33 protein-coding genes are annotated in these 24,501 nt (G+C 67.3%); 24 read left to right on the forward strand and 9 right to left on the reverse strand.

The annotated features are described in order from the left end of the window. Positions 1-747 (reverse strand): SDR family oxidoreductase, encoded by a 747-nt coding sequence (locus tag ACT80S_RS09435; protein WP_377415374.1) that lies wholly within the window; start codon positions 745-747, stop codon positions 1-3. 87 nt (positions 748-834) lie between these two features. On the opposite strand from ACT80S_RS09435, the gene ACT80S_RS09440 reads away from it, so the two are divergent. Next, complete coding sequence (locus ACT80S_RS09440) at positions 835-1,440, forward strand: 2-hydroxychromene-2-carboxylate isomerase (RefSeq protein ID WP_377415375.1); 606 nt, start codon at positions 835-837, stop codon at positions 1,438-1,440. Positions 1,441-1,478: 38 nt separating this feature from the next. After that, on the forward strand, positions 1,479-2,165 hold the full coding sequence (locus ACT80S_RS09445; RefSeq protein ID WP_377415376.1) for a dienelactone hydrolase family protein: 687 nt from the start codon (positions 1,479-1,481) through the stop codon (positions 2,163-2,165). Positions 2,166-2,181: 16 nt separating this feature from the next. On the opposite strand, the gene ACT80S_RS09450 is transcribed toward ACT80S_RS09445, so the two are convergent. Further along, a complete protein-coding gene (locus ACT80S_RS09450; protein ID WP_377415377.1) occupies positions 2,182-3,285 on the reverse strand; it encodes a magnesium transporter CorA family protein in 1,104 nt (367 codons plus the stop codon). 7 nt (positions 3,286-3,292) lie between these two features. Beyond that, positions 3,293-4,294, reverse strand: coding sequence for a porphobilinogen synthase (gene hemB / locus ACT80S_RS09455; RefSeq protein ID WP_377415378.1), 1,002 nt, complete (start codon positions 4,292-4,294; stop codon positions 3,293-3,295). 282 nt (positions 4,295-4,576) lie between these two features. Between hemB and ACT80S_RS09460 the strand changes: the two genes are divergently transcribed. From ACT80S_RS09460 to ACT80S_RS09560, 21 genes are all read left to right on the forward strand, one after another. After that, positions 4,577-5,005: a CopD family protein gene (locus ACT80S_RS09460; protein WP_377415379.1), complete on the forward strand. Its 429-nt coding sequence runs from the start codon at positions 4,577-4,579 to the stop codon at positions 5,003-5,005. Between the two features lie 13 nt (positions 5,006-5,018). Then, on the forward strand, positions 5,019-6,128 hold the full coding sequence (locus tag ACT80S_RS09465) for a VanZ family protein (RefSeq protein ID WP_377415380.1): 1,110 nt from the start codon (positions 5,019-5,021) through the stop codon (positions 6,126-6,128). A gap of 10 nt (positions 6,129-6,138) precedes the next feature. Then, positions 6,139-6,480: a (2Fe-2S) ferredoxin domain-containing protein gene (locus ACT80S_RS09470; RefSeq protein ID WP_377415381.1), complete on the forward strand. Its 342-nt coding sequence runs from the start codon at positions 6,139-6,141 to the stop codon at positions 6,478-6,480. Positions 6,481-6,484: 4 nt separating this feature from the next. Then, positions 6,485-7,111, forward strand: a complete 627-nt coding sequence (locus ACT80S_RS09475) for an alpha/beta hydrolase (protein WP_377415382.1) — start codon at positions 6,485-6,487, stop codon at positions 7,109-7,111. A 26-nt stretch (positions 7,112-7,137) separates the two neighbouring features. Then, positions 7,138-8,295, forward strand: coding sequence for a D-alanyl-D-alanine carboxypeptidase family protein (locus ACT80S_RS09480; RefSeq protein WP_377415383.1), 1,158 nt, complete (start codon positions 7,138-7,140; stop codon positions 8,293-8,295). A 213-nt stretch (positions 8,296-8,508) separates the two neighbouring features. Further along, positions 8,509-8,886 (forward strand): 30S ribosomal protein S12, encoded by a 378-nt coding sequence (rpsL, locus tag ACT80S_RS09485; protein ID WP_027477404.1) that lies wholly within the window; start codon positions 8,509-8,511, stop codon positions 8,884-8,886. A gap of 162 nt (positions 8,887-9,048) precedes the next feature. Then, entirely contained in the window at positions 9,049-9,522 is a 474-nt protein-coding gene (gene rpsG, locus ACT80S_RS09490; protein WP_377415384.1) for a 30S ribosomal protein S7, read from the forward strand. Positions 9,523-9,593: 71 nt separating this feature from the next. Beyond that, a complete protein-coding gene (fusA, locus tag ACT80S_RS09495) occupies positions 9,594-11,696 on the forward strand; it encodes an elongation factor G (RefSeq protein WP_377415385.1) in 2,103 nt (700 codons plus the stop codon). Between the two features lie 122 nt (positions 11,697-11,818). Beyond that, positions 11,819-13,009, forward strand: coding sequence for an elongation factor Tu (gene tuf, locus ACT80S_RS09500; RefSeq protein ID WP_377415386.1), 1,191 nt, complete (start codon positions 11,819-11,821; stop codon positions 13,007-13,009). Between the two features lie 4 nt (positions 13,010-13,013). Next, positions 13,014-13,325 (forward strand): 30S ribosomal protein S10, encoded by a 312-nt coding sequence (gene rpsJ, locus ACT80S_RS09505; protein ID WP_145895499.1) that lies wholly within the window; start codon positions 13,014-13,016, stop codon positions 13,323-13,325. Between the two features lie 190 nt (positions 13,326-13,515). Then, positions 13,516-14,187: a 50S ribosomal protein L3 gene (rplC, locus tag ACT80S_RS09510; protein WP_377415387.1), complete on the forward strand. Its 672-nt coding sequence runs from the start codon at positions 13,516-13,518 to the stop codon at positions 14,185-14,187. Beyond that, complete coding sequence (gene rplD, locus ACT80S_RS09515; protein WP_377415388.1) at positions 14,187-14,807, forward strand: 50S ribosomal protein L4; 621 nt, start codon at positions 14,187-14,189, stop codon at positions 14,805-14,807. Before rplC ends, rplD begins: the two co-directional genes overlap by 1 nt. After that, complete coding sequence (gene rplW / locus ACT80S_RS09520; protein ID WP_377415389.1) at positions 14,804-15,139, forward strand: 50S ribosomal protein L23; 336 nt, start codon at positions 14,804-14,806, stop codon at positions 15,137-15,139. Before rplD ends, rplW begins: the two co-directional genes overlap by 4 nt. A 2-nt stretch (positions 15,140-15,141) precedes the next feature. Next, positions 15,142-15,966 (forward strand): 50S ribosomal protein L2, encoded by an 825-nt coding sequence (gene rplB, locus ACT80S_RS09525; RefSeq protein ID WP_377415390.1) that lies wholly within the window; start codon positions 15,142-15,144, stop codon positions 15,964-15,966. A gap of 10 nt (positions 15,967-15,976) precedes the next feature. Then, positions 15,977-16,255 (forward strand): 30S ribosomal protein S19, encoded by a 279-nt coding sequence (gene rpsS / locus ACT80S_RS09530; protein WP_377415391.1) that lies wholly within the window; start codon positions 15,977-15,979, stop codon positions 16,253-16,255. A gap of 9 nt (positions 16,256-16,264) precedes the next feature. Then, positions 16,265-16,594, forward strand: a complete 330-nt coding sequence (gene rplV / locus ACT80S_RS09535) for a 50S ribosomal protein L22 (protein ID WP_013899634.1) — start codon at positions 16,265-16,267, stop codon at positions 16,592-16,594. Positions 16,595-16,608: 14 nt separating this feature from the next. Continuing rightward, positions 16,609-17,505 carry a 30S ribosomal protein S3 gene (rpsC, locus tag ACT80S_RS09540; RefSeq protein ID WP_377415392.1) on the forward strand — a complete coding sequence of 299 codons (897 nt, stop codon included), beginning with the start codon at positions 16,609-16,611 and terminating at the stop codon, positions 17,503-17,505. A 2-nt stretch (positions 17,506-17,507) separates the two neighbouring features. Next, positions 17,508-17,924, forward strand: coding sequence for a 50S ribosomal protein L16 (gene rplP, locus ACT80S_RS09545; RefSeq protein ID WP_377415393.1), 417 nt, complete (start codon positions 17,508-17,510; stop codon positions 17,922-17,924). Between the two features lie 17 nt (positions 17,925-17,941). Further along, complete coding sequence (rpmC, locus tag ACT80S_RS09550) at positions 17,942-18,145, forward strand: 50S ribosomal protein L29 (protein ID WP_377415394.1); 204 nt, start codon at positions 17,942-17,944, stop codon at positions 18,143-18,145. A gap of 9 nt (positions 18,146-18,154) precedes the next feature. Then, positions 18,155-18,424 (forward strand): 30S ribosomal protein S17, encoded by a 270-nt coding sequence (rpsQ, locus tag ACT80S_RS09555; RefSeq protein ID WP_377415395.1) that lies wholly within the window; start codon positions 18,155-18,157, stop codon positions 18,422-18,424. 84 nt (positions 18,425-18,508) lie between these two features. Continuing rightward, positions 18,509-19,015 (forward strand): peroxiredoxin, encoded by a 507-nt coding sequence (locus ACT80S_RS09560; RefSeq protein ID WP_377415396.1) that lies wholly within the window; start codon positions 18,509-18,511, stop codon positions 19,013-19,015. A 16-nt stretch (positions 19,016-19,031) separates the two neighbouring features. On the opposite strand, the gene ACT80S_RS09565 is transcribed toward ACT80S_RS09560, so the two are convergent. Further along, a complete protein-coding gene (locus ACT80S_RS09565; protein WP_377415554.1) occupies positions 19,032-19,505 on the reverse strand; it encodes a GNAT family N-acetyltransferase in 474 nt (157 codons plus the stop codon). Between the two features lie 67 nt (positions 19,506-19,572). Continuing rightward, the gene (locus tag ACT80S_RS09570) at positions 19,573-20,247 is read right to left on the reverse strand and encodes a cytochrome b/b6 domain-containing protein (RefSeq protein ID WP_377415397.1); all 675 of its coding nucleotides are present in this window, start codon (positions 20,245-20,247) and stop codon (positions 19,573-19,575) included. A gap of 42 nt (positions 20,248-20,289) precedes the next feature. Here ACT80S_RS09570 and ACT80S_RS09575 point away from each other — a divergent pair, with 42 nt between their 5' ends. Beyond that, positions 20,290-20,739 carry a c-type cytochrome gene (locus ACT80S_RS09575; RefSeq protein WP_377415398.1) on the forward strand — a complete coding sequence of 150 codons (450 nt, stop codon included), beginning with the start codon at positions 20,290-20,292 and terminating at the stop codon, positions 20,737-20,739. A gap of 21 nt (positions 20,740-20,760) precedes the next feature. On the opposite strand, the gene ACT80S_RS09580 is transcribed toward ACT80S_RS09575, so the two are convergent. From ACT80S_RS09580 to ACT80S_RS09595, 4 genes are all read right to left on the reverse strand, one after another. Beyond that, positions 20,761-21,261 (reverse strand): TlpA disulfide reductase family protein, encoded by a 501-nt coding sequence (locus ACT80S_RS09580; RefSeq protein ID WP_377415399.1) that lies wholly within the window; start codon positions 21,259-21,261, stop codon positions 20,761-20,763. Between the two features lie 42 nt (positions 21,262-21,303). Next, positions 21,304-22,449 carry a hypothetical protein gene (locus ACT80S_RS09585; RefSeq protein WP_377415400.1) on the reverse strand — a complete coding sequence of 382 codons (1,146 nt, stop codon included), beginning with the start codon at positions 22,447-22,449 and terminating at the stop codon, positions 21,304-21,306. Positions 22,450-22,517: 68 nt separating this feature from the next. Further along, positions 22,518-23,252 (reverse strand): alpha/beta fold hydrolase, encoded by a 735-nt coding sequence (locus tag ACT80S_RS09590; RefSeq protein WP_377415401.1) that lies wholly within the window; start codon positions 23,250-23,252, stop codon positions 22,518-22,520. Positions 23,253-23,263: 11 nt separating this feature from the next. Continuing rightward, positions 23,264-24,499 (reverse strand): CaiB/BaiF CoA transferase family protein, encoded by a 1,236-nt coding sequence (locus tag ACT80S_RS09595; RefSeq protein ID WP_377415402.1) that lies wholly within the window; start codon positions 24,497-24,499, stop codon positions 23,264-23,266. Positions 24,500-24,501: the final 2 nt, after the last annotated feature.

Here is a 24,501-nt window from a genome sequence, read left to right on the forward strand (position 1 = left end):
TCAACGCCCTCCGGAAATCTCCATCAGCGTCATCGTCGTGTAGCTGGCCTGCGGCGACAGCAGCCACACGATCGCTTCGGCCACCTCCTCGGGCCGCCCGCCCCGTTGCATGGGCACCTGGTGCGCGAGCTGTCGTACCCGGTCGGGCAACCCGCCCGAGGCATGGATCTCCGTCTCGATCAGGCCCGGGCGCACCGCGTTGACGCGGATGCCTTCGCCGCCCACCTCTCTCGCCAGGCCGATGGTGAAGGCATCGATGGCCCCCTTGGCCGCCGCATAGTCCACGTACTGGCCGGCGGCGCCCAGGCGCGCGGCGGCGCTGGACAGGTTCACGATCGCACCGCCCCGCCCGCCATGGCGCGTGCTCATTCGGCGCACCGCCTCGCGCGAGCATGCCAGGGTGCCCATCACGTTGATGTCGAACATGCGGCGCCAGCGCGCCATGTCCATCTCGTCCACCCGTGCCGGCACGTCGACCACGCCGGCGTTGTTCACGAGGGCGGTGAGGCGGCCCAGCTCGGCGTCGATGCGCTCGAACATCGCCAGCACCTGCTCCTCCCGCGCAACATCGGCCTGCACGGCGATGGCCGTGCCGCCGTCCTCGCGGATCTGACGGACCACGGCCTGCGCGGCGTCCGGGCGCGTCGCGTAGTTGACGGCCACCGCGTAGCCCTGGCGTGCCGCCAGCAAGGCCGTCGCGGCGCCGATGCCGCGGCTGCCGCCGGTGACCAGCAGGATCTTGTCCATGTGCAACCTCCATCTCCGCGGGGCGGGTAAGCTTCGCGCTCGATTAGAGCAAAGCCGTCCACGAGGCGGCGACCAACCGGAGACAACGTGAGCCGCCGCATCGACTACTACTTCGCCCCGAACAGCCCCTGGACCTACCTCGGACACGACAGGCTCGTGCGCCTGGCGCGCGAGCATGGCGCCCCGGTGCGGGTCCTGCCGATGGACCTGGGCCAGGTCTTCCCCGTCTCGGGCGGCCTGCCGCTGGCCAAGCGCGCGCCGCAGCGGCAGGCCTACCGCCTTGTGGAGCTCGAACGCTTCTCGAAATTCCTGGGCCTGCCCCTGAACCTCAAGCCGCGGTTCTTTCCCGTTGCCGCCGATGATGCGGCGCGCCTGATCGTCGTGGTCGACCGCAGCGAGGGCGCCGAGGCCGCCCTCGGCCTGGCCGGTGCCCTGCTCGCCGCGGTGTGGGCCGAGGAGCGCAACATCGCCGACGCCGAGGTCCTGGCCGACGTGCTGCGCGCCCGGGGCCTGCCGTCCGAGTGCCTGGCGGCATCGCGCGAAGTCTCCGTGCAGGAGGCCTACGAGGCCAACACCCGCGCTGCCATCGAGCTTGGCGTGTTCGGCGCGCCCAGCTACGTGGTGGACGGCGAGATCTTCTGGGGCCAGGACCGGCTGGACTTCCTGGCCCGCAAGCTCGGCGCGCCCGCCTGACCCACCTTCCACGACAACTCACGACACAAGGAGAAACCATGGGTGAATTCATCGACCTCAAGGCCGCCGACGGCCACGCCTTCCCCGCCTACGTGGCCCGTCCCGCCGGCGCGCCCAGGGGCGCGGTGGTGGTGCTGCAGGAGATCTTCGGCGTCAACTCCCATATCCGCGCCGTGGCCGACGGCTATGCCCAGGAGGGCTACCTGGCCGTGGCGCCGTCGACCTTCCACCGTGTGAAGGCCGGCGTCGAACTGGGCTATGCCGAGGCCGACATGAAGGCCGGCATCGACCTCAAGGCGGCGGTCGAGGCCCTGCCCGCGCCCGGCGTGCTGCAGGACATCCAGGCTGCCGTCGACTACGCCGGCCAGGCCGGCAAGGTCGGCGTGGTGGGCTACTGCTGGGGCGGCCTGCTGACCTGGCGAGCGGCCTGCGGCGTCCATGGCCTGTCGGCCGCGGCGCCGTATTACGGCGGTGGCGTGACCACGCCCGAGGAGACCGCCCGCCAGCCGCGCGTGCCGGTGATGGCGCACTTCGGCGACCAGGACCACTGGATCCCGATGGACACGGTTGAAGCGTTCAAGCGAGCGCACCCGGAGGTCGAGGTGCACGTGTACGCCGCCAACCACGGCTTCAACTGCGACCAGCGCGGCTCGTACGATGCCGCCGCGGCCAAGCTGGCGCGCGAGCGCACCCTGGCCTTCTTCGCCAAGCACCTGCGCGCCTGATCGCCGCGGCGGGGCCTCAGCGCCCCGAGCGCAGGTAACGCTTGCGCCAGAAGACCACGCCCATGACCGCCGCCACGGCGGCCATGGCGCCCAGCGCGATCCAGAAGCCGCGCCCCTCGTGCAGCAGGGGCATGGCGTCGAAGTTCATGCCGAAGATGCCGGTGATCAGGTTCAGCGGCAGGAAGATCGCGGTCAGCGCGGTGAGCGTGCGCATGATGTTGTTGGCGCGGTGGCTCTGTGCCGAGAAGTGGATCTGCACCACCGCCTCCGCGCCCTGCTCCATGCGGCGCACCTGGTGCACCACCCGGCCGACATGCTCGATGACGTCGTTGGCGCGCGCGACCAGCGTGTCGTGCTCGGCCTGCGACAGCCAGGGCATGGGCTGCTCGCGCGCGGTGTCCAGCCATTCCTGGAGGGCGTCCTGCTGGTCCTCGCACAGGTCCTCGAGCCGGTGCAGCTCGGCCCGCGCCAGCATCAGCGCGCGCCAGTCCGCGCGCTCGCCGCGGGGCTGCAGCAGCCCCTCCTGCCACTGTCCCAGCTCGCCGGCGAGCTGCTTGCGCATCTCCAGGTAGCCGTCGACCATCACGTTCAGCATGCGCAGCATCAGGTCGGCGGGACTCGCCGGCAGGCGGCTGCGCGAGACGGTGGCCTGGCCGTCCGCCAATGCCGTGTCGGCCACGTAGCGTTCGATGAAGGTGCGCGCGGTCATGCAGCCCGCTGGGTGGACCGTCACCAGCAGCCGGTCGAACACGGCGAAGCCCATGGCCCGCGTGCGGATGCGGCGGAAACTGGCGAGGGCCTGCGCCGGCCCGGTATGCATGGCGGCGCCACGCAGGTCGGCATCGACCTCCTCGGGGCTGGCCAGGCGGCGGAATATCACCAGGTCGTAGATCGAGGTGTAGTCGTAGTTGGACGGGTGGTCCGCGTTGCCCAGGTCCTTCACGTGCAGGTCCAGCAGCGTCGAGCCGCCCAGGCGCTGCGTGAGCGCCTGCAGCTCGGCCAGCCGCTGCGGCAGCGCCTCGCGATCGAGGTAGACCCAGAGGAAGCCGCTCGACGGCGGCTGCTGCGGCGCCGAGTCCAGGAAGCGCAGCGTGCCTTCGGTGAACTCGACGATCCGCATGGCGGCGTCAGGCCCGCAGCAGTCGCGCGGCGTCACGCGCGAAGTAGGTCAGCACGCCGTCGGCGCCGGCGCGCTTGAAGGCCAGCAGGCTTTCCATCATCACCGCGTCGTGATCCAGCCAGCCGTTCTGCGCCGCGGCCTTGAGCATGGCGTACTCGCCCGAGACCTGGTAGGCGAAGGTCGGCACGCGGAATTCGTCCTTCACGCGGCGCACCACGTCGAGGTACGGCATGCCGGGCTTGACCATCACCATGTCGGCGCCCTCGGCGATGTCCATGGCCACCTCGCGCAGCGCCTCGTCGGTGTTGGCCGGGTCCATCTGGTAGACCTTCTTGTTGCTCTTGCCGAGGTTGGCGGCCGAGCCCACCGCATCACGGAACGGGCCGTAGAACGCGCTGGCGTACTTGGCGCTGTAGGCCATGATGCGCGTATGGATGCGGCCGGCCTGCTCCAGTGCCTGGCGGATCGAGGCGATGCGCCCGTCCATCATGTCGCTCGGGGCCACGATGTCCACGCCGGCCTCGGCCTGTGCCAGCGCCTGGCGCGTGAGGACGGCGACGGTTTCGTCATTCAGGATGTAGCCGGTGTCGTCCAGCAGGCCGTCCTGGCCGTGGCTGGTGTAGGGGTCGAGCGCGACATCGGTCATCACGCCCAGCTCGGGAAAGCGCTTCTTCAACTCGCCGACGACGCGCGGCACCAGTCCGTCGGGGTTGAAGGCCTCGGCGCCATCGGGCGTCTTGAGGGACGGGTCGATTACCGGGAACAGGGCCATCACCGGAATGCCCAGGGCCACGCACTCCTCGGCCACCGGCAGCAGCAGGTCCAGACTCAGGCGCTCGACGCCGGGCATCGACGGCACCGGGTCACGCCGGTTGCTGCCTTCCTGCACGAACACCGGGTAGATCAGGTCGTGCGGCGAGAGCCGGTGCTCGCGCACCAGGTTGCGGGTGAACTCATCGCGGCGCAGGCGGCGGGGGCGGCCCAGGGGGAAGGGTGCGTGCAGGGTCATTGCAAAATTGTGCCGCATGGCTGCGGCGGCCTGCCCAGGCCCTTCCGAATGAATAGTTATGGTTTGGTTTGGGCGCCTTTTCTGCCGATATCTCCGGGTAATTCCTCCCTATGGCGCTTGAAACGCCATAGACCCCCTGATAAATTTCGACCCGGGCGGCTTGCCGCTCCCCGCTTTTCCTCCCTGAGCGGGTGCCTTAATGTGTGACAGCAACAAGGCTTCCCACCCCGGCTGTGCGCCGGGGTTTTTTTTGACCGCGCCGGCCTCACTACACTCGGCCCCATGCTCTGGGTCAAAGCCTTCCACATCGTTTTCGTCGCCAGCTGGTTCGCCGGTCTCTTCTACCTGCCGCGAATATTTGTCAATTTGGCCATGGTCGGCCCGGGCGCCTCGGCTGAACGCGACCGCCTGCTGCTGATGGCGCGCAAGCTGATGCGGTTCATGACGCTGCTGGCGGTGCCCGCCGTCGCCCTGGGACTGTGGCTGTGGCTCGGGTACGGCATCGGCCGCGGCCCGGGCAATGGCTGGATGCACGCGAAGCTGGCGGTCGTGGTCGCCCTCCTGGGTTACCACCATGCCTGCGGCGCGATCCTGCGCCGCTTCGAGGCGGACCGGAATCACCGCAGCCATGTCTGGTACCGCTGGTTCAACGAGGTGCCGGTGCTGCTGCTGGTGGCGGGCGTGGTGCTGGTGGTAGTCAAGCCGTTCTGACCCGGTCGCCACAATGGCTGCGCACAAGACGTCCGCCTGGCCCCTGGCCCAGGCGTATGCGGCGCTGATCGTCTATGCCAGCCTCTACCCCTTCGACGGCTGGCGCGACCAGGGCATCGCGCCCTGGGCCTTCCTCGCCAGCCCCTGGCCCCGCTACTGGACGAGGTTCGACCTCGCGGCCAACGTGGCCGGATATGCCCCCCTGGGCTTCCTGCTGGCCCTGGCGGGCCTGCGGACCACGGCCGTGCGGGCGGTGGGGCGCACCATCGGCCTGGCCGTCCTCGCGGGAGCCGCGCTGTCGTTCGCCATGGAGGCCCTGCAGACCTACCTGCCGGCGCGCGTGCCGTCCAACCTGGACTTCGCCCTGAACGTGCTCGGCGTGGCCTTCGGCGGGGTGCTGGCCGCGGGCCTGGAGCGGTTCGGGGCGATCGACCACTGGCACCGCTTCCGCCAGCGCTGGTTCGTCGACGAGTCGCGCGGCGCCCTGGTCCTGCTTGCGCTGTGGCCGTTCGCCTTGCTATTCCCCGCTTCGGTGCCCCTGGGACTGGGGCAGGTGTTCGAGCGCCTCGAGATCGCGCTGACCGACTGGCTGATGGACACCCCGTTCCTGGAGTGGCTGCCCGTGCGCGACGTGGAACTGCAGCCCCTGGTCCCGGGCAGCGAACTGGTGTGCGTCGCGCTCGGCCTGGTGATTCCCTGCCTCCTGGGGTATTCGGTGATGCGGTCACTGCCGCGCCGCGCTGCCTTCGCCGTTGCCACCTTGCTGGCAGGCCTCGGCGCCTCGGCGCTGTCGGCGGCCCTGAGCTGGGGGCCGGCGAATGCCTGGGCCTGGCTGTCCCTGCCCGTACGGCTGGGGCTCGTGGGCGGGCTGGTGCTGTCGCTGCTGCTCGTTCCGGTGCCGCGCCGGGGCTGCGCGGCGCTGGTGCTGCTGGCATCCGTGGTGCACCTGAGCCTGTTGAACCAGGCGCCGGCCAGCGCCTATTTCAGCCTCACGCTCCAGGCCTGGGAGCAGGGGCGCTTCATCCGTTTCAACGGGCTGGCCCAGTGGCTCGGGTGGCTGTGGCCCTATGCCGTGATCGCGTACGTGGTGCTGCGGGCCTCCCGATCGGAGAGGGCCACCTAGAATTCCCGGCATGACCCAGCCGACCTCCTCCTACTACAAGCACCACGTCTTCTTCTGCCTGAACCAGCGCGCCAACGGCGAGGACTGCTGCGCGAACTACAAGGCCCAGGAGGCCTTCGACCATTGCAAGGCCAAGGTGAAGCAAGCGGGCCTGGCCGGCCCGGGCAAGGTGCGCGTGAACAAGGCCGGCTGCCTGGACCGCTGCGCCGCGGGCCCCGTGGCCGTGGTCTACCCCGAGGCGGTCTGGTACACGTATGTCGACGCCGCGGACATCGACGAGATCGTCGAGTCCCACCTGAAGAACGGCAAGGTGGTCGAGCGCCTGATCGCCCCGCCCCACCTGGGGCGCTGACCCCATGAACCCGCGTACCCAGAAGCTGCGCTTCACCGGCGCCGCCGGCGTGATCGAGGCGCTGCGCGACGATCCCGCGGAGGGTATGGCGCCGCGCGGCACGGCGGTCATCGCCCACCCGCACCCGCTGTTCGGCGGCACCATGGACAACAAGGTCGTCCAGACCCTGGCCCGCGCATTCGTGCAGACCGGGTGGACCGCCATCCGCTTCAACTTCCGCGGCGTGGGCGCCAGCGAAGGCGCGCACGACGAGGGCCTGGGCGAGGCGCAGGACATGCTGGGCCTGGTTGGCCAGGTGGCGCCCGAGGGACCGCTGGCCCTGGCCGGCTTCTCCTTCGGCGGCTTCGTCACCACCCATGTGGTCGCGAACCTGTGGCCGCAGCGCGCCATCGAGCGCCTCGTGCTCGTGGGGACCTCGGTGGTGCGCTCGGCGCCGGCCGCCGTGCCTGTCGACCTGCATGAGCGCACCCTGGTGGTCCACGGCGAGCAGGACGACACCGTGCCCCTGTCCGCCGTGATGGACTGGGCGCGCCCGCAGTTGCTCCCCGTTACCGTGATCCCCGGGGTGGAGCACTTCTTTCACGGACAATTACCGCTGCTGAAGAGCCTGGTGGCCCGCCACCTGCGCTGACCGTTCGATTTCCCCGCTTCGACCGCATGAACCGATTCCTCCGGGCGCTGGCCGCGCCCCTGCTCGCCCTGTGCTGCCTGGCCGCCCAGGCCCAGACCCCGCAACCGCCCGAGATCGCCGCCCGCAGCTACCTGCTGGTGGACATCACCGCCAACCAGGTCCTGGTGGGCCGCGACATCGACTCGCCGGTCGAGCCCGCCTCGCTGACCAAGCTGATGACGGCCTACCTGGTCTTCGACGCGCTCAAGGCCAAGAAGCTGACCCTGACCCAGACCCTGCCGGTGAGCGAGCGCGCCTGGAAGATGCCGGGTTCGCGCATGTTCATCGACCCCAAGATGCAGGTGCCGGTGGAGGACCTGATCAAGGGCATGATCGTCCAGTCCGGCAATGACGCCACGGTGCTCCTGGCCGAGGCCGTGGGCGGCAGCGTCGAGCGCTTCGTCCAGCTGATGAACGACCAGGCCAAGGCCCTGGGCATGAAGGGCACCAGCTACCGCAACCCCGAGGGCCTGACCGCCGCCGGCCACATCACCACCGCGCGCGACCTGAGCATCCTGGCCACCCGCCTGATGCAGGACTTTCCGGAGTACGTGGGCTACTACGCCATCAAGAAGTACCACTACCCGGGCACGCCGGCGACCAACGACACCAACCGGAACATGCTCCTGTTCCGCGACCCGACGGTGGACGGCCTCAAGACCGGCCACACGGACGCCGCGGGCTACTGCCTGATCGCCACCGCCAGGCGCGACTTCCCGAACGTGGGCAGCCGCCGCCTGCTGTCCATCGTGCTGGGCGCGGCCAACGAGAACGCCCGGGCCGGCGAGTCGCAGAAGCTCCTGAACTGGGGCTACACCGCCTACGAGGCGGTCAAGCTGTTCGATGCCAACCAGGCCGTGGTCACCCCCGATGTCTGGAAGGGGACCGAGGGCAAGGCCAAGCTCGGCCGCCCGCAGCCCATCGTGGTGGCCGTGCCCGCGGGCATGGCGGCCCGGATCAAGACGCAGGTCGTGCGTCCCGATCCCCTGGTGGCGCCCCTGGCCCGTGGCCAGGCGGTGGGTGTGCTGAAGGTTTCGGCCGCTGACCAACCGGTGGTGGACGTGCCCCTCGTGGCCCTGGAGGCCGTGCCCCAGGCCGGCGTGCTGGGCCGCGCCTGGGACGCCGTGCGCCTCTGGATCAAGTAATACGAAAAGTTTAACTCCGGCCCGCTGGCCGCGCCAGGTTTGCCTCTGGCGGGGCCGCGGGATATACTGGAGGGCTTTCCCGCTATTGGGGCGGGGAATTTGTGCCTGCCGTGTTTGCGCTTTTGCTCCTGCTGGAGCCGGGGCGCATGCGTTTCGGTCCCTGCTGGGGCCTGGCGTACCGGCAGATTGTTTGAAGACGTTTAGGGACGTTTAATGCCAACCATCAACCAACTCGTGCGTCAGGGCCGGGAGGTCGAAAAGACCAAATCCAAGAGCCCCGCGATGCAAAACAGCCCCCAGCGTCGTGGCGTGTGCACCCGCGTGTACACCACGACCCCCAAGAAGCCGAACTCCGCGCTGCGTAAGGTCGCCAAGGTGCGCCTGACCAACGGCTTCGAGGTCATCTCCTACATCGGCGGTGAAGGCCACAACCTGCAGGAACACTCCGTGGTGCTCGTGCGCGGCGGCCGTGTCAAGGACCTGCCCGGTGTGCGTTACCACATCGTCCGCGGTTCGCTGGACCTGCAAGGCGTGAAGGATCGCAAGCAGGCCCGCTCCAAGTACGGCGCCAAGCGCCCGAAGAAGGCCTAAGCGGTCATTCGTTCATCGGTGCTGGAGCCGCCTTGGCAGGCTGGTCCGGCGTAGTGACCCCAAACAGGCATGTCGCCTGCGGGTCGAGTAAGTGAGGGTCCTGATGGCTCTCGCGGCAATCCCGGAAGGGTGCGCCAACTGAAGCAATTGAAGAGGTAAGAAATGCCACGTCGTCGCGAAGTCCCTAAACGTGAAATCCTGCCGGATCCCAAGTTCGGCAATGTCGAGCTCGCCAAGTTCATGAACGTGATCATGCAAGGCGGCAAGAAGGCGGTCGCCGAGCGCATCGTCTATGGCGCACTCGAGCAGATCGAGAAGAAGCAGCCGGGCAAGGACCCGCTGGAAGTCTTCACCACCGCCATCAACAACATCAAGCCGATGGTGGAAGTGAAGTCCCGCCGCGTCGGCGGCGCCAACTACCAGGTGCCCGTCGAAGTGCGCCCGGTGCGTCGCCTGGCCCTGTCCATGCGCTGGCTCAAGGAAGCCGCCAAGAAGCGTGGCGAGAAGTCGATGGCCCAGCGCCTGGCCAACGAGCTGATGGAAGCCACCGAAGGCCGCGGTGGTGCCATGAAGAAGCGTGACGAGGTTCACCGCATGGCCGAGGCCAACAAGGCCTTCAGCCACTTCCGCTTCTAAGCAATTCCTCCCCTGGATGACGGGCCCGCCACGAGCGGGCCCGAATCCGTTTCAACCGAAAGAGATTCATCATGGCCCGCAATACGCCCATCGAGCGCTATCGCAACATCGGCATCTCCGCGCACATCGACGCCGGCAAGACCACGACCACCGAGCGCATCCTGTTCTACACCGGCGTGAACCACAAGATCGGCGAAGTGCACGACGGCGCCGCCACCATGGACTGGATGGAGCAGGAGCAGGAGCGCGGCATCACGATCACGTCCGCCGCCACGACCTGCTTCTGGAAGGGCATGGACCTGTCCTACCCCGAGCACCGCTTCAACATCATCGACACCCCCGGCCACGTGGACTTCACCATCGAGGTGGAGCGTTCCATGCGCGTGCTGGACGGCGCCTGCATGGTGTACTGCGCCGTGGGTGGCGTGCAGCCCCAGTCGGAAACCGTCTGGCGCCAGGCCAACAAGTACAAGGTGCCCCGCCTCGCGTTCGTCAACAAGATGGACCGTACCGGCGCCAACTTCTTCAAGGTCTATGACCAGATGCGCCTGCGCCTGAAGGCCAACCCCGTGCCGATCGTGATCCCGATCGGTGCCGAGGAAAACTTCAAGGGCGTGGTCGACCTGCTCAAGATGAAGGCCATCATCTGGGACGAAGCCTCCCAGGGCATGAAGTTCAACTACGAGGACATCCCGGCCGACCTGGTCGAGTCCGCGAAGGAATGGCGCGAGAAGATGGTTGAAGCGGCTGCCGAGGCCAGCGAAGACCTGATGAACAAGTACCTGGAAGAGGGCGACCTCTCCGAGGAAGAGATCAAGCTGGGCATCCGCACCCGCACGATCGCGACCGAGATCCAGCCGATGCTGTGCGGCACCGCCTTCAAGAACAAGGGTGTGCAGCGCATGCTGGACGCCGTGATCGACTTCCTGCCCTCCCCGGTGGACATCCCCCCGGTGGCCGGCACGGACGAAGACGAGCAGCCCACCAGCCGCAAGGCCGACGACAACGAGAAGTTCTCCGCCCTGGCGTTCAAGCTGATGACCGACCCGTTCGTGGGCCAGCTGACGTTCGTGCGCGTGTACTCCGGCGTGCTGTCCAAGGGCGACACCGTGTACAACTCGGTGCGCGGCAAGAAGGAGCGTATCGGCCGTATCGTGCAGATGCACGCGAACAACCGCCAGGAAGTGGACGAGATCCGCGCCGGCGACATCGCCGCCTGCGTGGGCCTGAAGGACGTCACCACCGGTGAAACCCTGTGCGATCCGGAATCCGTCGTGACCCTGGAGCGCATGGTCTTCCCCGAGCCGGTGATCCGCCAGGCCGTGGAGCCCAAGTCCAAGGCCGACCAGGAGAAGATGGGCATCGCCCTGTCCCGCCTGGCCGCTGAAGACCCGTCCTTCCGCGTGCAGACCGACGAAGAGTCCGGCCAGACCATCATCGGCGGCATGGGCGAACTGCACCTCGAAATCATCGTCGACCGCATGAAGCGCGAGTTCGGCGTGGAAGCCAACGTGGGCAAGCCCCAGGTGGCGTACCGCGAAACCGTGCGCAAGCAGGTCACCGACGTCGAAGGCAAGTTCGTTCGCCAGTCCGGCGGCAAGGGCCAGTACGGTCACGTCGTGTTCACGCTCGAGCCGCAGGAAGCCGGCAAGGGCTTCGAATTCGTCGACGCCATCAAGGGCGGCGTGGTGCCTCGCGAGTACATCCCGGCGGTGGAAAAGGGCGTGATCGAAGCCCTGAACTCCGGCGTGCTGGCCGGCTACCCCGTCGTTGACGTCAAGGTCACCCTGACCTTCGGTTCGTACCACGACGTGGACTCGTCCGAGCAGGCGTTCAAGATGGCCGCCATCTTCGGTTTCAAGGAAGCCGCCAAGAAGGCCAACCCCGTCATCCTCGAGCCCATGATGGCCGTGGAAGTCGAGACGCCCGAGGACTACGCCGGCAACGTGATGGGCGACCTGTCCTCCCGCCGTGGCATGGTCCAGGGCATGGACGACATGGTCGGCGGCGGCAAGGCCATCAAGGCCGAGGTCCCGCTGTCCGAAATGTTCGGCTACTCGACCACGCTGCGTTCGATGTCGCAGGGCCGTGCCACGTACACGATGGAGTTCAAGCACTACGCCGAAGCTCCGAAGAACGTGGCCGACGCGATCGTCGCGGCTCGCGCCAAGTAAACCAGCGCTGATTTTCAGCCGGTCTGCGACCGCATGCCCCACGTTGCCCGTGGCGTGGGATCCAGCAATGCGGTGCAGACCTAAAACCTGTACACGGGCGTTGCTCTTTGGAGTTTTTGAAAATGGCAAAAGGTAAATTCGAGCGGACCAAGCCGCACGTGAACGTGGGCACCATTGGCCACGTGGACCACGGCAAGACCACCCTGACGGCGGCGATCACCACCGTGCTGGCCACCAAGTTCGGCGGCGAAGCCAAGGCCTACGACCAGATCGATGCGGCCCCGGAAGAGAAGGCTCGCGGCATCACGATCAACACCGCCCACGTCGAGTACGAGACGGCCAACCGCCACTACGCCCACGTGGACTGCCCTGGCCACGCCGACTACGTCAAGAACATGATCACCGGCGCTGCCCAGATGGACGGCGCCATCCTGGTGTGCTCGGCCGCTGACGGCCCGATGCCCCAGACCCGTGAGCACATCCTGCTGGCCCGCCAGGTGGGCGTGCCCTACATCATCGTCTTCCTGAACAAGTGCGACATGGTCGACGACGCCGAGCTGCTCGAGCTGGTGGAGATGGAAGTGCGCGAGCTGCTGTCCAAGTACGACTTCCCTGGCGACGACACCCCGATCATCAAGGGTTCGGCCAAGCTGGCGATGGAAGGCGACAAGGGCGAGCTGGGCGAAGGCGCGATCCTGAAGCTGGCCGAGGCCCTGGACTCCTACATCCCCACGCCTGAGCGTGCGGTTGACGGCGCGTTCCTGATGCCGGTGGAAGACGTGTTCTCGATCTCTGGCCGCGGCACCGTGGTGACCGGTCGCGTCGAGCGCGGCATCATCAAGGTCGGCGAGGAAATCGAGATCGTCGGTATCAAGCCGACCCTGAAGACCACCTGCACGGGCGTGGAAATGTTCCGCAAGCTGCTGGACCAGGGCCAGGCTGGCGACAACGTGGGTATCCTGTTGCGCGGCACCAAGCGTGAAGAAGTCGAGCGCGGCCAGGTGCTGTGCAAGCCCGGCTCCATCAAGCCGCACACGCACTTCACCGCCGAGGTGTACGTGCTGTCCAAGGACGAAGGTGGCCGTCACACGCCGTTCTTCAACAACTACCGTCCGCAGTTCTACTTCCGTACCACGGACGTGACCGGCGCGATCGAGCTGCCGAAGGACAAGGAAATGGTCATGCCTGGCGACAACGTGACGATCACCGTCAAGCTGATCGCCCCGATCGCCATGGAAGAAGGTCTGCGCTTCGCCATCCGCGAAGGCGGTAAGACCGTCGGCGCCGGCGTCGTTGCCAAGATCATGGAGTAATCAGATGGCCCAGCAAAAGATCCGTATCCGCCTCAAGGCCTTCGATTACAAGCTGATCGACCAGTCTGCCGCCGAGATCGTCGACACCGCCAAGCGCACCGGCGCGATCGTCAAGGGCCCCGTGCCCCTGCCGACCCGCATGAAGCGCTTCGACATCCTGCGTTCGCCGCACGTCAACAAGTCGTCGCGCGACCAGTTCGAGATCCGCACGCACCAGCGCCTGATGGACATCGTCGACCCGACCGACAAGACGGTTGACGCCCTGATGAAGCTGGACCTGCCGGCCGGCGTCGACGTCGAAATCAAGCTGCAGTAATACCAACTGCTTCTCTTGAGGCCCGCCCTTGCCAGCAATGGTGAGGGCGGGCTATAATTTGTGGCTCCGCCCATTTTGGGTGGGGCTTTCATTAACCTTCTTTCGCCGTTTCCACCGCTTTTTGCGACTGGGGACGTCAAACGCAGAAGCCAATTGAAGCGGCTGCGGCGGAAGCAACGGAGTAACAAACATGAGTCAGAGCAACTCCCTCGGGTTGCTGGGCCGCAAGGTGGGCATGATGCGCCTGTTCACCGATGACGGGGACGCAGTGCCCGTCACGGTGGTGGACGTGTCCAACAACCGTGTGACCCAGGTCAAGACCCAAGAGAACGACGGCTATGTGGCCCTGCAGGTCACGTTCGGTTCGCGCAAAGCTTCGCGCGTGACCAAGCCGCAAGCCGGCCACCTCGCCAAGGCGGGTGTCGAAGCCGGTGAGATCGTCCAGGAATTCCGCGTCACCGCCGAAGCCGCCGCCAAGTACGCCGCTGGCGCCGTGGTGCCTGCTGCCGACGTGTTCGCCGTGGGCCAGAAGGTCGACGTGCAGGGCACCTCGATCGGTAAGGGCTTCGCCGGCACGATCAAGCGTCACAACTTCGCTTCGCAGCGCGCCTCGCACGGTAACAGCCGCTCGCACAACGTCCCGGGCTCGATCTCGATGGCCCAGGATCCGGGCCGCGTGTTCCCCGGCAAGAAGATGTCCGGCCACCTGGGCGACGTGACCGTCACCACCCAGAACCTGGACGTGATCCGCATCGACGAAGCCCGTCAGCTGCTGCTGATCAAGGGTGCCATTCCCGGCTCCAAGGGCGGCTTCGTCACCGTGCGTCCGGCCGTGAAGGCCAAGGTCAAGGGAGCCCAGTAATGCAACTCGAACTCCTGAACGACCAGGGCCAGGCCGCGTCCAAGTTTGACGCCCCCGAGACCGTGTTCGGCCGCGAGTACAACGAAGACCTGGTTCACCAGATCGTCGTCGCCTACCAGGCCAATGCCCGTCAAGGCACCCGCGCCCAGAAGGACCGCGAGCAGGTCAAGCACTCGACCAAGAAGCCGTTCAAGCAGAAGGGCACCGGCCGCGCCCGCGCCGGTATGACCTCCTCGCCCCTGTGGCGTGGCGGCGGCCGCATCTTCCCGAACAGCCCGGAAGAGAACTTCACCCAGAAGATCAACAAGAAGATGTACCGCGCCGGCATGGCCTCCATCTTCTCCCAGCTGGCCCGTGAAGGCCGTCTGGCCGTGGTCGACTCCATCAAGGTGGACTCGCCCAAGACCAAGCCGCTGGCTGCCAAGTTCAAGGCCATGAACCTGGACTCCGTCCTGGTCATCGCCGAGGAAGTGGACGAGAACCTGTACCTGGCCTCGCGCAACCTGGTCAACGTGCTGGTTGTCGAGCCCCGCTACGCCGATCCGCTGTCGCTGGTGCACTACAAGAAGGTCCTCGTGACCAAGGGCGCCGTCGAGAAGCTCAAGGAGATGTTCGCATGAGCCGTGTGAACCCCACCCCCGCCGAACGCAAGTTCGATGAAGGCCGTCTCATGCAGGTCCTCGTCGCCCCGATCGTCTCCGAGAAGGCGACCGCCGTGGCCGAGAAGTCCAATGCTGTGACGTTCAAGGTGCTGCAAGACGCCACCAAGCCCGAGATCAAGGCCGCCGTTGAACTGATGTTCAAGGTCGAGGTCACCGGCGTCTCCGTGGTGAACACCAAAGGCAAGACCAAGCGCTTCGGCCGCTCGGTGGGCCGCCGCGACAACGTGCGCAAGGCCTACGTGACGCTCAAGCCGGGTCAAGAGCTCAACCTCTCTGGGGAGGCTGCTTAATCATGGCCGTCATCAAGATGAAACCGACCTCGCCCGGCCAGCGCGCCGTGGTCAAGGTCACGCGTGACCACCTGTACAAGGGTGAGGCCTACGCGCCCCTGCTGGAACCCCAGCACCAGAAGTCTGGCCGCAACAACAACGGCCACATCACCGTTCGCCACAAGGGCGGCGGCCACAAGCACCACTACCGTGTGGTGGACTTCCGTCGCAACAAGGATGGCATCCCCGCCAAGGTGGAGCGCATCGAGTACGACCCGAACCGCACGGCCCACATCGCCCTGGTGTGCTATGCCGACGGCGAGCGTCGCTACATCATCGCCCCGCGTGGCCTGGAAGTCGGCGCAACGCTGCTGTCCGGTTCGGAAGCCCCGATCCGCGCTGGCAACACCCTGCCGATCCGCAACATCCCGGTGGGCTCGACCATCCACTGCATCGAGCTGCAACCCGGCAAGGGCGCGCAGATCGCCCGCTCGGCTGGCGCCTCCGCCACCCTGCTGGCTCGCGAAGGCATCTACGCCCAGGTTCGCATGCGCTCCGGTGAAGTGCGCAAGATCCACATCGAGTGCCGCGCCACCATCGGTGAGGTCGCCAACGAAGAGCACAGCCTGCGCCAGCTCGGCAAGGCCGGTGTGAAGCGTCACATGGGCATTCGCCCGACCGTCCGTGGTACCGCCATGAACCCGATCGACCACCCGCACGGTGGTGGTGAAGGTCGTACCGGCGAAGGCCGCGTGCCGGTGGACCCGTGGGGTAACCTGACCAAGGGCTACCGCACCCGTAACAACAAGCGCACGCAGGTCATGATCGTGTCGCGTCGCAAGAAGTAAGGGGTAGCCAATGACTCGTTCTCTCAAAAAGGGTCCGTTCGTTGACCATCACCTGGTCGCCAAGGTCGAGAAGGCCGTGGCCACCAAGGACAAGAAGCCGATCAAGACCTGGTCGCGTCGCTCCATGATCCTGCCCGAGTTCATCGGTCTGACGATCGCCGTCCACAACGGCAAGCAGCACGTGCCCGTCTACGTCACCGACCAGATGGTGGGTCACAAGCTGGGCGAATTCGCCCTGACCCGTACCTTCAAGGGTCACCCCGCGGACAAGAAAGTCCAGAAGAAATAAGGAATGACCATGGAAACTCGTGCAGTCCTCCGGGGCGTCCGTCTTTCGGTCGACAAGGGCCGTCTGGTCGCTGATCTGATCCGCGGCAAGAAGGTGGATCAGGCTCTGAACATCCTGAACTTCACGCAGAAGAAAGCTGCCGTGATCGTCAAGAAGGTTCTGGAGTCCGCCATTGCCAACGCCGAGCACAACGACGGTGCCGACATCGACGAACTGAAGGTCAAGACCATCTACGTCGAGCAGGGCGCCACCCTCAAGCGCTTCACCGCGCGTGCCAAGGGTCGCGGCAACCGCATCAGCAAGCCCACGTGCCATGTGTACGTGACCGTCGGTAACTAAGGCCTAGGAAGAACATGGGACAGAAAATCCATCCGACCGGCTTCCGCCTTGCGGTCAGCCGCAACTGGGCCAGCCGCTGGTACGCCAACAACCGTGACTTCGCCGGCATGCTGGCCGAAGACATCAAGGTGCGTGAGTACCTGAAGGCCAAGCTGAAAAACGCCGCCGTGTCGCGCGTGCTGATCGAGCGCCCTGCCAAGAACGCCCGCATCACGATCTTCTCGGCTCGTCCGGGCGTCGTGATCGGCAAGAAGGGCGAGGACATCGAGAACCTGAAGAAGGAACTCTCGACCCGCCTGGGCGTGCCCGTCGCAGTGAACATCGAGGAAGTGCGCAAGCCCGAAGTCGATGCCCAGCTGATCGCCGACAGCATCACCCAGCAGCTCGAAAAGCGCATCATGTTCCGCCGCGCCATGAAGCGCGCCATGCAGAACGCGATGCGCCTGGGCGCCCAGGGCATCAAGATCATGTCCGCCGGCCGCCTGAACGGCATCGAGATCGCCCGTACCGAGTGGTACCGCGAAGGCCGTGTGCCGCTGCACACCCTGCGCGCCGACATCGACTACGGCTTCTCCGAAGCCAAGACCACCTACGGCGTCATCGGCGTCAAGGTGTGGGTCTACAAGGGCGACACGCTGGGTCGCGCTGACGCTCCCTCGCTGGACAGCACCCCCCGCCCCGAAGGCGAGGAGCGTCGCGGTCCGCGCGGCCCGCGTCGTGACGGCCAGCGCCCCGGTGGCGACCGCCGTGGCGGCCCGCGCCGTGCCGGCGCCGGCAACGTGGCCCCCGCTGACGGCAGCGACAAGCCGCAAGAAGCAACCGCAGGTGCCGATGCACCGAAATCTGCCGTTAAGCGCGTGACCCGCAAGGTTGCCGCGCCGGGCGCTGCGTCCGACGGCAAAGGAGAGTAAACATGCTGCAACCCGCTCGCCGGAAATACCGTAAAGAGCAAAAGGGCCGCAACACCGGCATCGCCACCCGGGGCAACTCGGTGGCCTTCGGTGACTTCGGCCTGAAGTCCACGGACCGTGGCCGCCTGACGGCCCGCCAGATCGAGGCCGCGCGTCGCGCGATCTCCCGTCACGTCAAGCGTGGCGGCCGCATCTGGATCCGTGTGTTCCCCGACAAGCCGATCTCCCAGAAGCCTGCTGAAGTGCGTATGGGTAACGGCAAGGGCAACCCCGAGTACTACGTGGCTGAGATCCAGCCGGGCAAGGTGCTGTACGAGATCGTCGGCGTCCCCGAGGAACTCGCTCGCGAAGCGTTCAAGCTGGCTGCCGCCAAGCTGCCGCTGCGCACCACGTTCGTCAGCCGCATGCTCGGCGCTTGATTCAGGAGAACATCGACATGACGAAATCTGCTGAACTGCGCCAGAAGGACGTTGCCGGCCTGGAAGCCGAGGTCAAGGATCTGCAAAAGGCCCATTTCGGCCTGCGCATGCAGAAGGCCACGCAACAACTGAACAACACCGCCACGCTGCGCGCCACGCGCCGCGATATCGCTCGCGCCAAGACCATCCTGGCCCAGAAGCGTGCGGAATCCGCCAAGTAAGGAGTGAACATGACGGAAGCCAAAACCTCCCTCAAGCGCACCCTGATCGGCAAGGTGGTGAGCGACAAGCGCGCCAAGACCGTGACGGTCCTGGTCGAGCGTCGCGTGAAGCACGAGCTGTACGGCAAGATCGTTGCCAAGTCCAGCAAGTACCACGCGCACGACGAGAAGGGCGAGTACCACATCGGTGACATCATCGAGATCACCGAGTCCCGCCCGATCTCCAAGACCAAGAACTGGGTTGCGACCCGCCTGGTCGAGAAGGCCGCCGAGGTCTGATACCCCGGCCCTGCGCGCCCTTTGAAAACGGCCCACAATCGTGGGCCGTTTTTCTTTTTCAACAACACACAAGGAACAACACCCATGATCAAGGTCGGAGACACCCTCCCCGGCGCCACGCTGCAGGAGTACTCGGAAGTCGAGGGCAATGGCTGCAGCATCGGCCCCAACCCGGTCGACGTCGCCAAGTCCGCCGCCGGCAAGACCATCGCCATCTTCGGCCTGCCCGGCGCCTTCACGCCGACCTGCTCGGCCAAGCATGTGCCCGGCTATGTCGAGAAGGCCGCCGAGCTCAAGGCCGCGGGTGTCGACGAGATCTGGTGCGTGAGCGTGAACGACGCCTTCGTGATGGGCGCCTGGGCGCGTGACCAGAAGACCGACGGCAAGGTGCGCATGCTGGGTGACGGCAGCGCCGACTTCACCAAGGCCACCGGCCTGACGCTGGACCTCACCGCGCGCGGCATGGGCCTGCGCAGCAACCGCTACTCGATGCTCGTCAAGGACGGCAAGGTCGTCTCGCTGAACATCGAGGCGCCGGGCAAGTTTGAAGTGAGCGACGCGGCCACGATGCTGGCCCAGGCCAAGGGCTGAGCCCTCGGCCGTCAGCTCAAAGGTCGACCTTGAGGTAGTGCGCCCCCGCGATGGGGTTGTGGTAGTAGGGGGGGATCTCCTCGAACCCCAGCTCCTCGTAGAGGGCGCGCGCGGCCTCCATGTCGCTGAGCGTGTCGAGCAGCACGCTCGCGTAGCCGCCCTGGCGGGCCGCGTCGAGCGTGGCCTCGGCCAGCCGGCGACCCAGGCCGAAGCCGCGGAACGCCTTGCGCACGTACAGGCGCTTCATCTCGGCGGCGTTGGGATAGTCGCTCGAATCCAGGGGCCGCAGCGCGCAGCAGCCGGCAATCGCACCGTCCACCGCAGCCAGGAGCAGCGCGCCGCGCGGCGGCGCGTAATCACCGGGCAGGTCGCGCAATTCACCCTCGAAGTCCTGGAAGCACAGGTCGATGCCCAGGCCTTGCGCGTACTCGCGAAAGATGGCGCGGACGGTGTCGAGGTGCTCGCCCGGGTGGGCGGCGATCAGCTGGATCTCTGCTTTCTGGAGGGTGTCCACCGCGGAACGTCGGAAATGCGGGAGGCTCAGTGTAGCGCGGGCCTCAGGCAGGCGGCAGGAGGTTTACCAGCACGTAGACCCCAGCGCCGCACGCGGTGAACGCCACCAGCGCGCACAGCCGAACGACCAGGTCATCGCGCGCGGAGATTGCCGGGCCAGCCACTCGCTTGTCCCCATGGAGCATGGGCCCGACCAGATCGGTACGCCGCGCCCGTGCATAGAAGACGATGGCGGCCACGTGCAGGCCGATGAGACCCAGGAGCAACCACTGGCCCCAGCCCTTGTGCCAGGCGGTGGCAGCCAGGCCGCTCGCCGTGCTGACGAAGCGGTTCAACGGGCCGGTGAAGGCGATCTCGTCATCGGCCACCAGGCCAGTGCCGACCTGGGCGGCGAGTACGGCCAGCATGGCCAGGACGGACAGTGATCCCAGCGGGTTGTGCCCCAGCCGCTGCGCCTCGCCGGGCTGCCCGCGCAGGTGGGCCAGGATGCGACCCGGGCTGGGCAGGAAGGTCGCGAAGCGTGACCAGTGCCCGCCGATGAATCCCCAGACCAGCCGGAACAGCAGAAGGGCGAGCACCGAGAACCCCAGGCGCGCATGCCAGTCGATCCAGTTGCCGGGCGCGTAGGCGGTGACGAATAGGCCGATCACGCAGGCGAGCAAGGCCCAGTGGAAGAGTCGGGTGGGCAGGTCCCAGACCCGCACGGTCTCATGATTCATGTATACATTGTGTCGCTTGTCCATCAACCAACTGGAGACCTGATGAAATTCCCCGCGACCCTGATCCTGGCCGTTTCCGCACTGGCCGCCGTCCCCGCCAGCGCCCAGTTCGCCAAGCCGGAGGACGCGGTGAAGTACCGCCAGAGCGCCTTGAGCCTGATGGGCACCCACCTGACCCGCCTGGGCCAGATGGCCAATGGCCGGGTGCCCTTCGACGCCAAGGTCGCCCAGGACAACGCACAGGTGCTCAGCGAACTCTCCCGCCTGCCCTGGGCCGGCTTCGTGCCCGGCAGCGAGAAGCTGTCCGCCAAGGCGAAGCCGGAGATCTGGGCGGAGCAGGCCAAGTTCAAGGATTACGCCGAGAAGATGGTGGCCGAGACCGCCAAGCTGTCGGCGGCCGCCAAGACCAACAATCTGGACAACCTCAAGACCGCGTTCGGGAGCACCGCGGCCAGCTGCAAGGCCTGCCACGACAACTACCGCGCCAACTGATTCGGCGCCTGCGGCGGGGGCTCAGGCCTCCGCCAGCAGCTTCTCGATCAGCTTGTGCAGCTCGGCGAAGTCGGGCGCGCCGACATAGCGCTTGACGATCTCGCCGCGCTTGTTCACCAGGTAGGTGGTGGGGGTGAGCGCCACATCGCCCCAGGCCTTGGCCACGGCGCCGGTGTTGTCGATCGCCACCTGGAACGGCAGTTTGCGGCTCTGCGTGAAGTTGACCACGTAAGCCGGCGGGTCGTAGCTCATGGCCACAGCCAGCGTCTGGTAGCCGCGGCTGCGGTACTTCTCGTGGGTGGCCACCAGTTCGGGCATCTCGGCCACGCAGGTCACGCAGCTGGTTGCCCAGAAATTGACCAGCGTCACCTGGCCCTTGAGGCTGGCGGTGGTCTGCTGGCTGCCATCGAGCAGCACGAAGGTGGAGGCCGGGGCCGCGGAGCGGCCGGTGCCCAGGTAGACGGCGGCCGCTGCGGCCACGACGACGGCCACCAGGGCGGCACTCCAAACACGCGTCTTCATCGATCAGGATCCTGTCTGAGTCCGAAATTGTAGGACTTGGAGTCAGGCCGCCTTGCCCAGTTCCATCTCGATCGCCTCCGGCAGCCGCTCTCGGATGGAATCGCGGCCGATGCGGCTGGTGCTGGATGCGTCCCAGGACGAGATGGCGAAGCCGCTGTTCTGCGGCGCCACCTCGATCACCGGGAAGCGCAGGTTGCGCTGCAGGAGGTCGGCATGCAGGTGGTCGAAGTCGGCGTCGTGCAGGTTCTCGTCGATGACGATCAGGTGTGGGGTGGACAGCTCGCAGGCGCGGGTGGCCTTGCTGGTCGAGGGCACGGTGTCCAGTCGCAGGTCCAGGCGCTGACAGACACGCGCGACGTCCCGCTGCAGCGCGGGGTCGTCGGTGACCAGGAGGACACGGGATCCCGCGAACTGACGGCTGCTGCCGCTGGCGACCAGCCAGGTGTCGGGCCCGCTGTCCTTGCGCTCGGTGTCGAGCGTGGTCAGGCCGGAGAGGTTGCGCACGGTCCGGGTGAACTCCAGGGTGAGCTGCGCCGACTCGGCGTCGAAGGCGCGGTCGACACGGACCTCCATGGCCTGCGCGAAGTGCTGCACGAGGAACCAGGCGAGGCAGTCCGGGTCGCGCCCGGCCGCGGCGCCGACCGCCTTGATCACCAGCAGGCCGTGCTCGGGCCAGTTCTGCATCCCCAGCTTCACCATCAGGTGCGAGCCCTGGTGCGCGGCCCAATCGGTGGCGGCGCCCAGCAGGCCGACGAGCAGGCCTGCGTCGACGATGACCTCGACGGCCCGCAGGCTCTGGCGCACCTCCATGCCCCGGGCCTGGAAGGCCGCATGGCGTTCCAGCAGGATGTCATGCACCGCCTGGTGCAGGGCCAGCTTCTCGTGCGACTGGCGCAGGCGCCCGTGGGCCAGGCGACCGACCTGCTGGCTCTGGATGGCAATGCGGTGGATGTCGGACAGGCCCGCGTCGAGTTCGGCCTGTTCGGCCTCGGGCAGGTCGCGGCGCGCGCGCAGGCTGGCCGCCAGGTGTTCGAGGCGGGCCAGGGGGGCGGCCAGCGCGGCCCCGATGGCCGAGGCCAGCTGCGGGCCGGAGACCGGCTGGAGCGGTTCGCGGGCAGGCGCCGCCGGGGCCGCTGTGGCGGCGGCGCCGGGCGCCGTTGCGCCGGTCCCGTTCGACTTGTCGTTCACTTCCCCTCCGGGTGTCATCTCTGCAGTTGACACTCTAGGAGAAAACGCATCGGTTTGCGACCTTTTGGCTAGGCGCAGGCGGCCAGCAGGTCGGCCAGTTCGCGCGGCGCGCTCACCATGGGGTCGTGGCCGGTGGCGAGTTCGACGATGCGTGCGCCGCCGCCGGCCGCCCACTGGCCGCCCCAGAAAGCCGGGTCGCGAACGCGCTGCCGGCTGGCGTCGATGGTGGCCAGCGCCGGCCGCGTGCAGTCGATGAAGGTGCGTGGTGTGCGCGCCACGCGCGCCGCGTCGAAAGGCAGCGGCGTGGTGTACGTGTGCCCCGGATGCGGCACCTGGCGGCGCTGCACCCATGCGTGGTCCTCGCCGGCCAGGCCGAAGGCCGAGGGGTCGGGCGGCGGGAAGGCGTAGTCGGGCGAGGCCTCGCACGCGGCGATGCGCGCCTCTCGGGTGGCGGCGGAATGCGTGCTGCACCACATCTCGCCCGGCTGCGGTACGACCGCGTCCACGTACACGAGGTGGCGCAGCCGCTCGCCCATACGGTCGGCGACGGCGGTGCCGAGCATGCCGGCGTACGAGTGCACCGCCAGCACCACGTCACGCAGTTCCTCGGCCTCTATGAGGGCGGTGATGTCGGCGATGTGCGTTTCCAGCGTGATCGCCGGGGACAGCAGGTGGGCGCGCTCGCCCACGCCGGTGAGCGTGACGGCATGGGCGCGGTGCCCCTGCGCGGCCAGCTGCTGCAGCACGCGCTGCCAGCACCAGCCGCCATGCCAGGCGCCATGGACGAGGACGAAGTGGGCCATTCGAATCCCTCTCAGATCACCTGCTCGCGTTGCAGCGCCTCGATGCGGTCGGCCTCGAGCCCGAGGACATCGGCCAGCACCTCCCGCGTGTGCTGCCCCAGCAGCGGCGGCGGCAGGTCCTTGCGCACGGGCGTGCCCCGAAGCTTGATCGGGCTGGCGACCAGGCGCAAGCCGGGCCGGTGCGGGTGGGCCCAGGTGTCGACCATGGCCCGCGCGTTGACCTGCGGGTCGTCGAAGACCTCGGCCAGGTTGTTGATGGCGCCGCACGGGACCTTGGCGGCCTCCAGGGCCGACAGCCACTGCGCCTTCGGCCGCGTCTTCATCACCGCCTCGAGCATCGGCACCAGGGTGGCGCGATGGCGCACCCTGTCCTGGTTGCGGATGAACCGCGGGTCCGCGGCGAGTTCCCCGCAGCCTGCCACCTCGCAGAACTTGGCGAACTGGCCGTCATTGCCCACCGCCAGGATGATGTGGTCGGCCGAGCCATCGGCCTTGGGCGCGACCTCGAACACCTGGTAGGGGACGATGTTGGCGTGGGCGTTGCCGGCCCGTCCCGGCACCTTGCCCGAGACCAGGTAGTTGGCCCCGAGGTTGGCGAGCATGGCCACCTGCGTGTCCAGCAGGGCCATGTCGACGCGCTGGCCCTCGCCGGTGCGCTCGGCGTGGCGCAGCGCCGCCAGGATGGCCACGGTGGCATTCAGGCCGGTGAACAGGTCGGCCACGGCCACGCCCACCTTCTGGGGGCCGCCGCCGAGGTCGTCGCGCTCGCCGGTGATGCTCATGAGGCCGCCCATGCCCTGGACCGCGTAGTCGTAGCCGGCGCGCTCGGCGTAGGGGCCGTCCTGGCCGAAGCCGGTGATGCTGCAGTAGACGATGCGCGGGTTGATCGCGCGCAGGCTGTCGTAGTCCAGGCCGTAGCGGGCCATGTCGCCGACCTTGAAGTTCTCGACGAACACGTCGCAATGCGCCGCCAGCTCGCGGATCAGGGCCTGGCCCTCGGGACGTGCGATGTCGCAGGTGACCGAGCGCTTGTTGCGGTTGGCGCCCAGGTAGTAGGCCGACTCCGGCGTGTCCCGGCCCTCGGTGTCCTGCAGGAAGGGCGGGCCCCAGCCGCGGGTGTCGTCGCCGGTGCCGGGGCGCTCGATCTTGATCACGTCGGCGCCCAGGTCGGCCAGGGTCTGGGTGCACCAGGGGCCGGCGAGCACGCGGGAGAGGTCCAGGACTCGGATGCCGTCAAGTGAGTTCATGG

The organism is Ramlibacter sp. MAHUQ-53 (assembly GCF_052600055.1).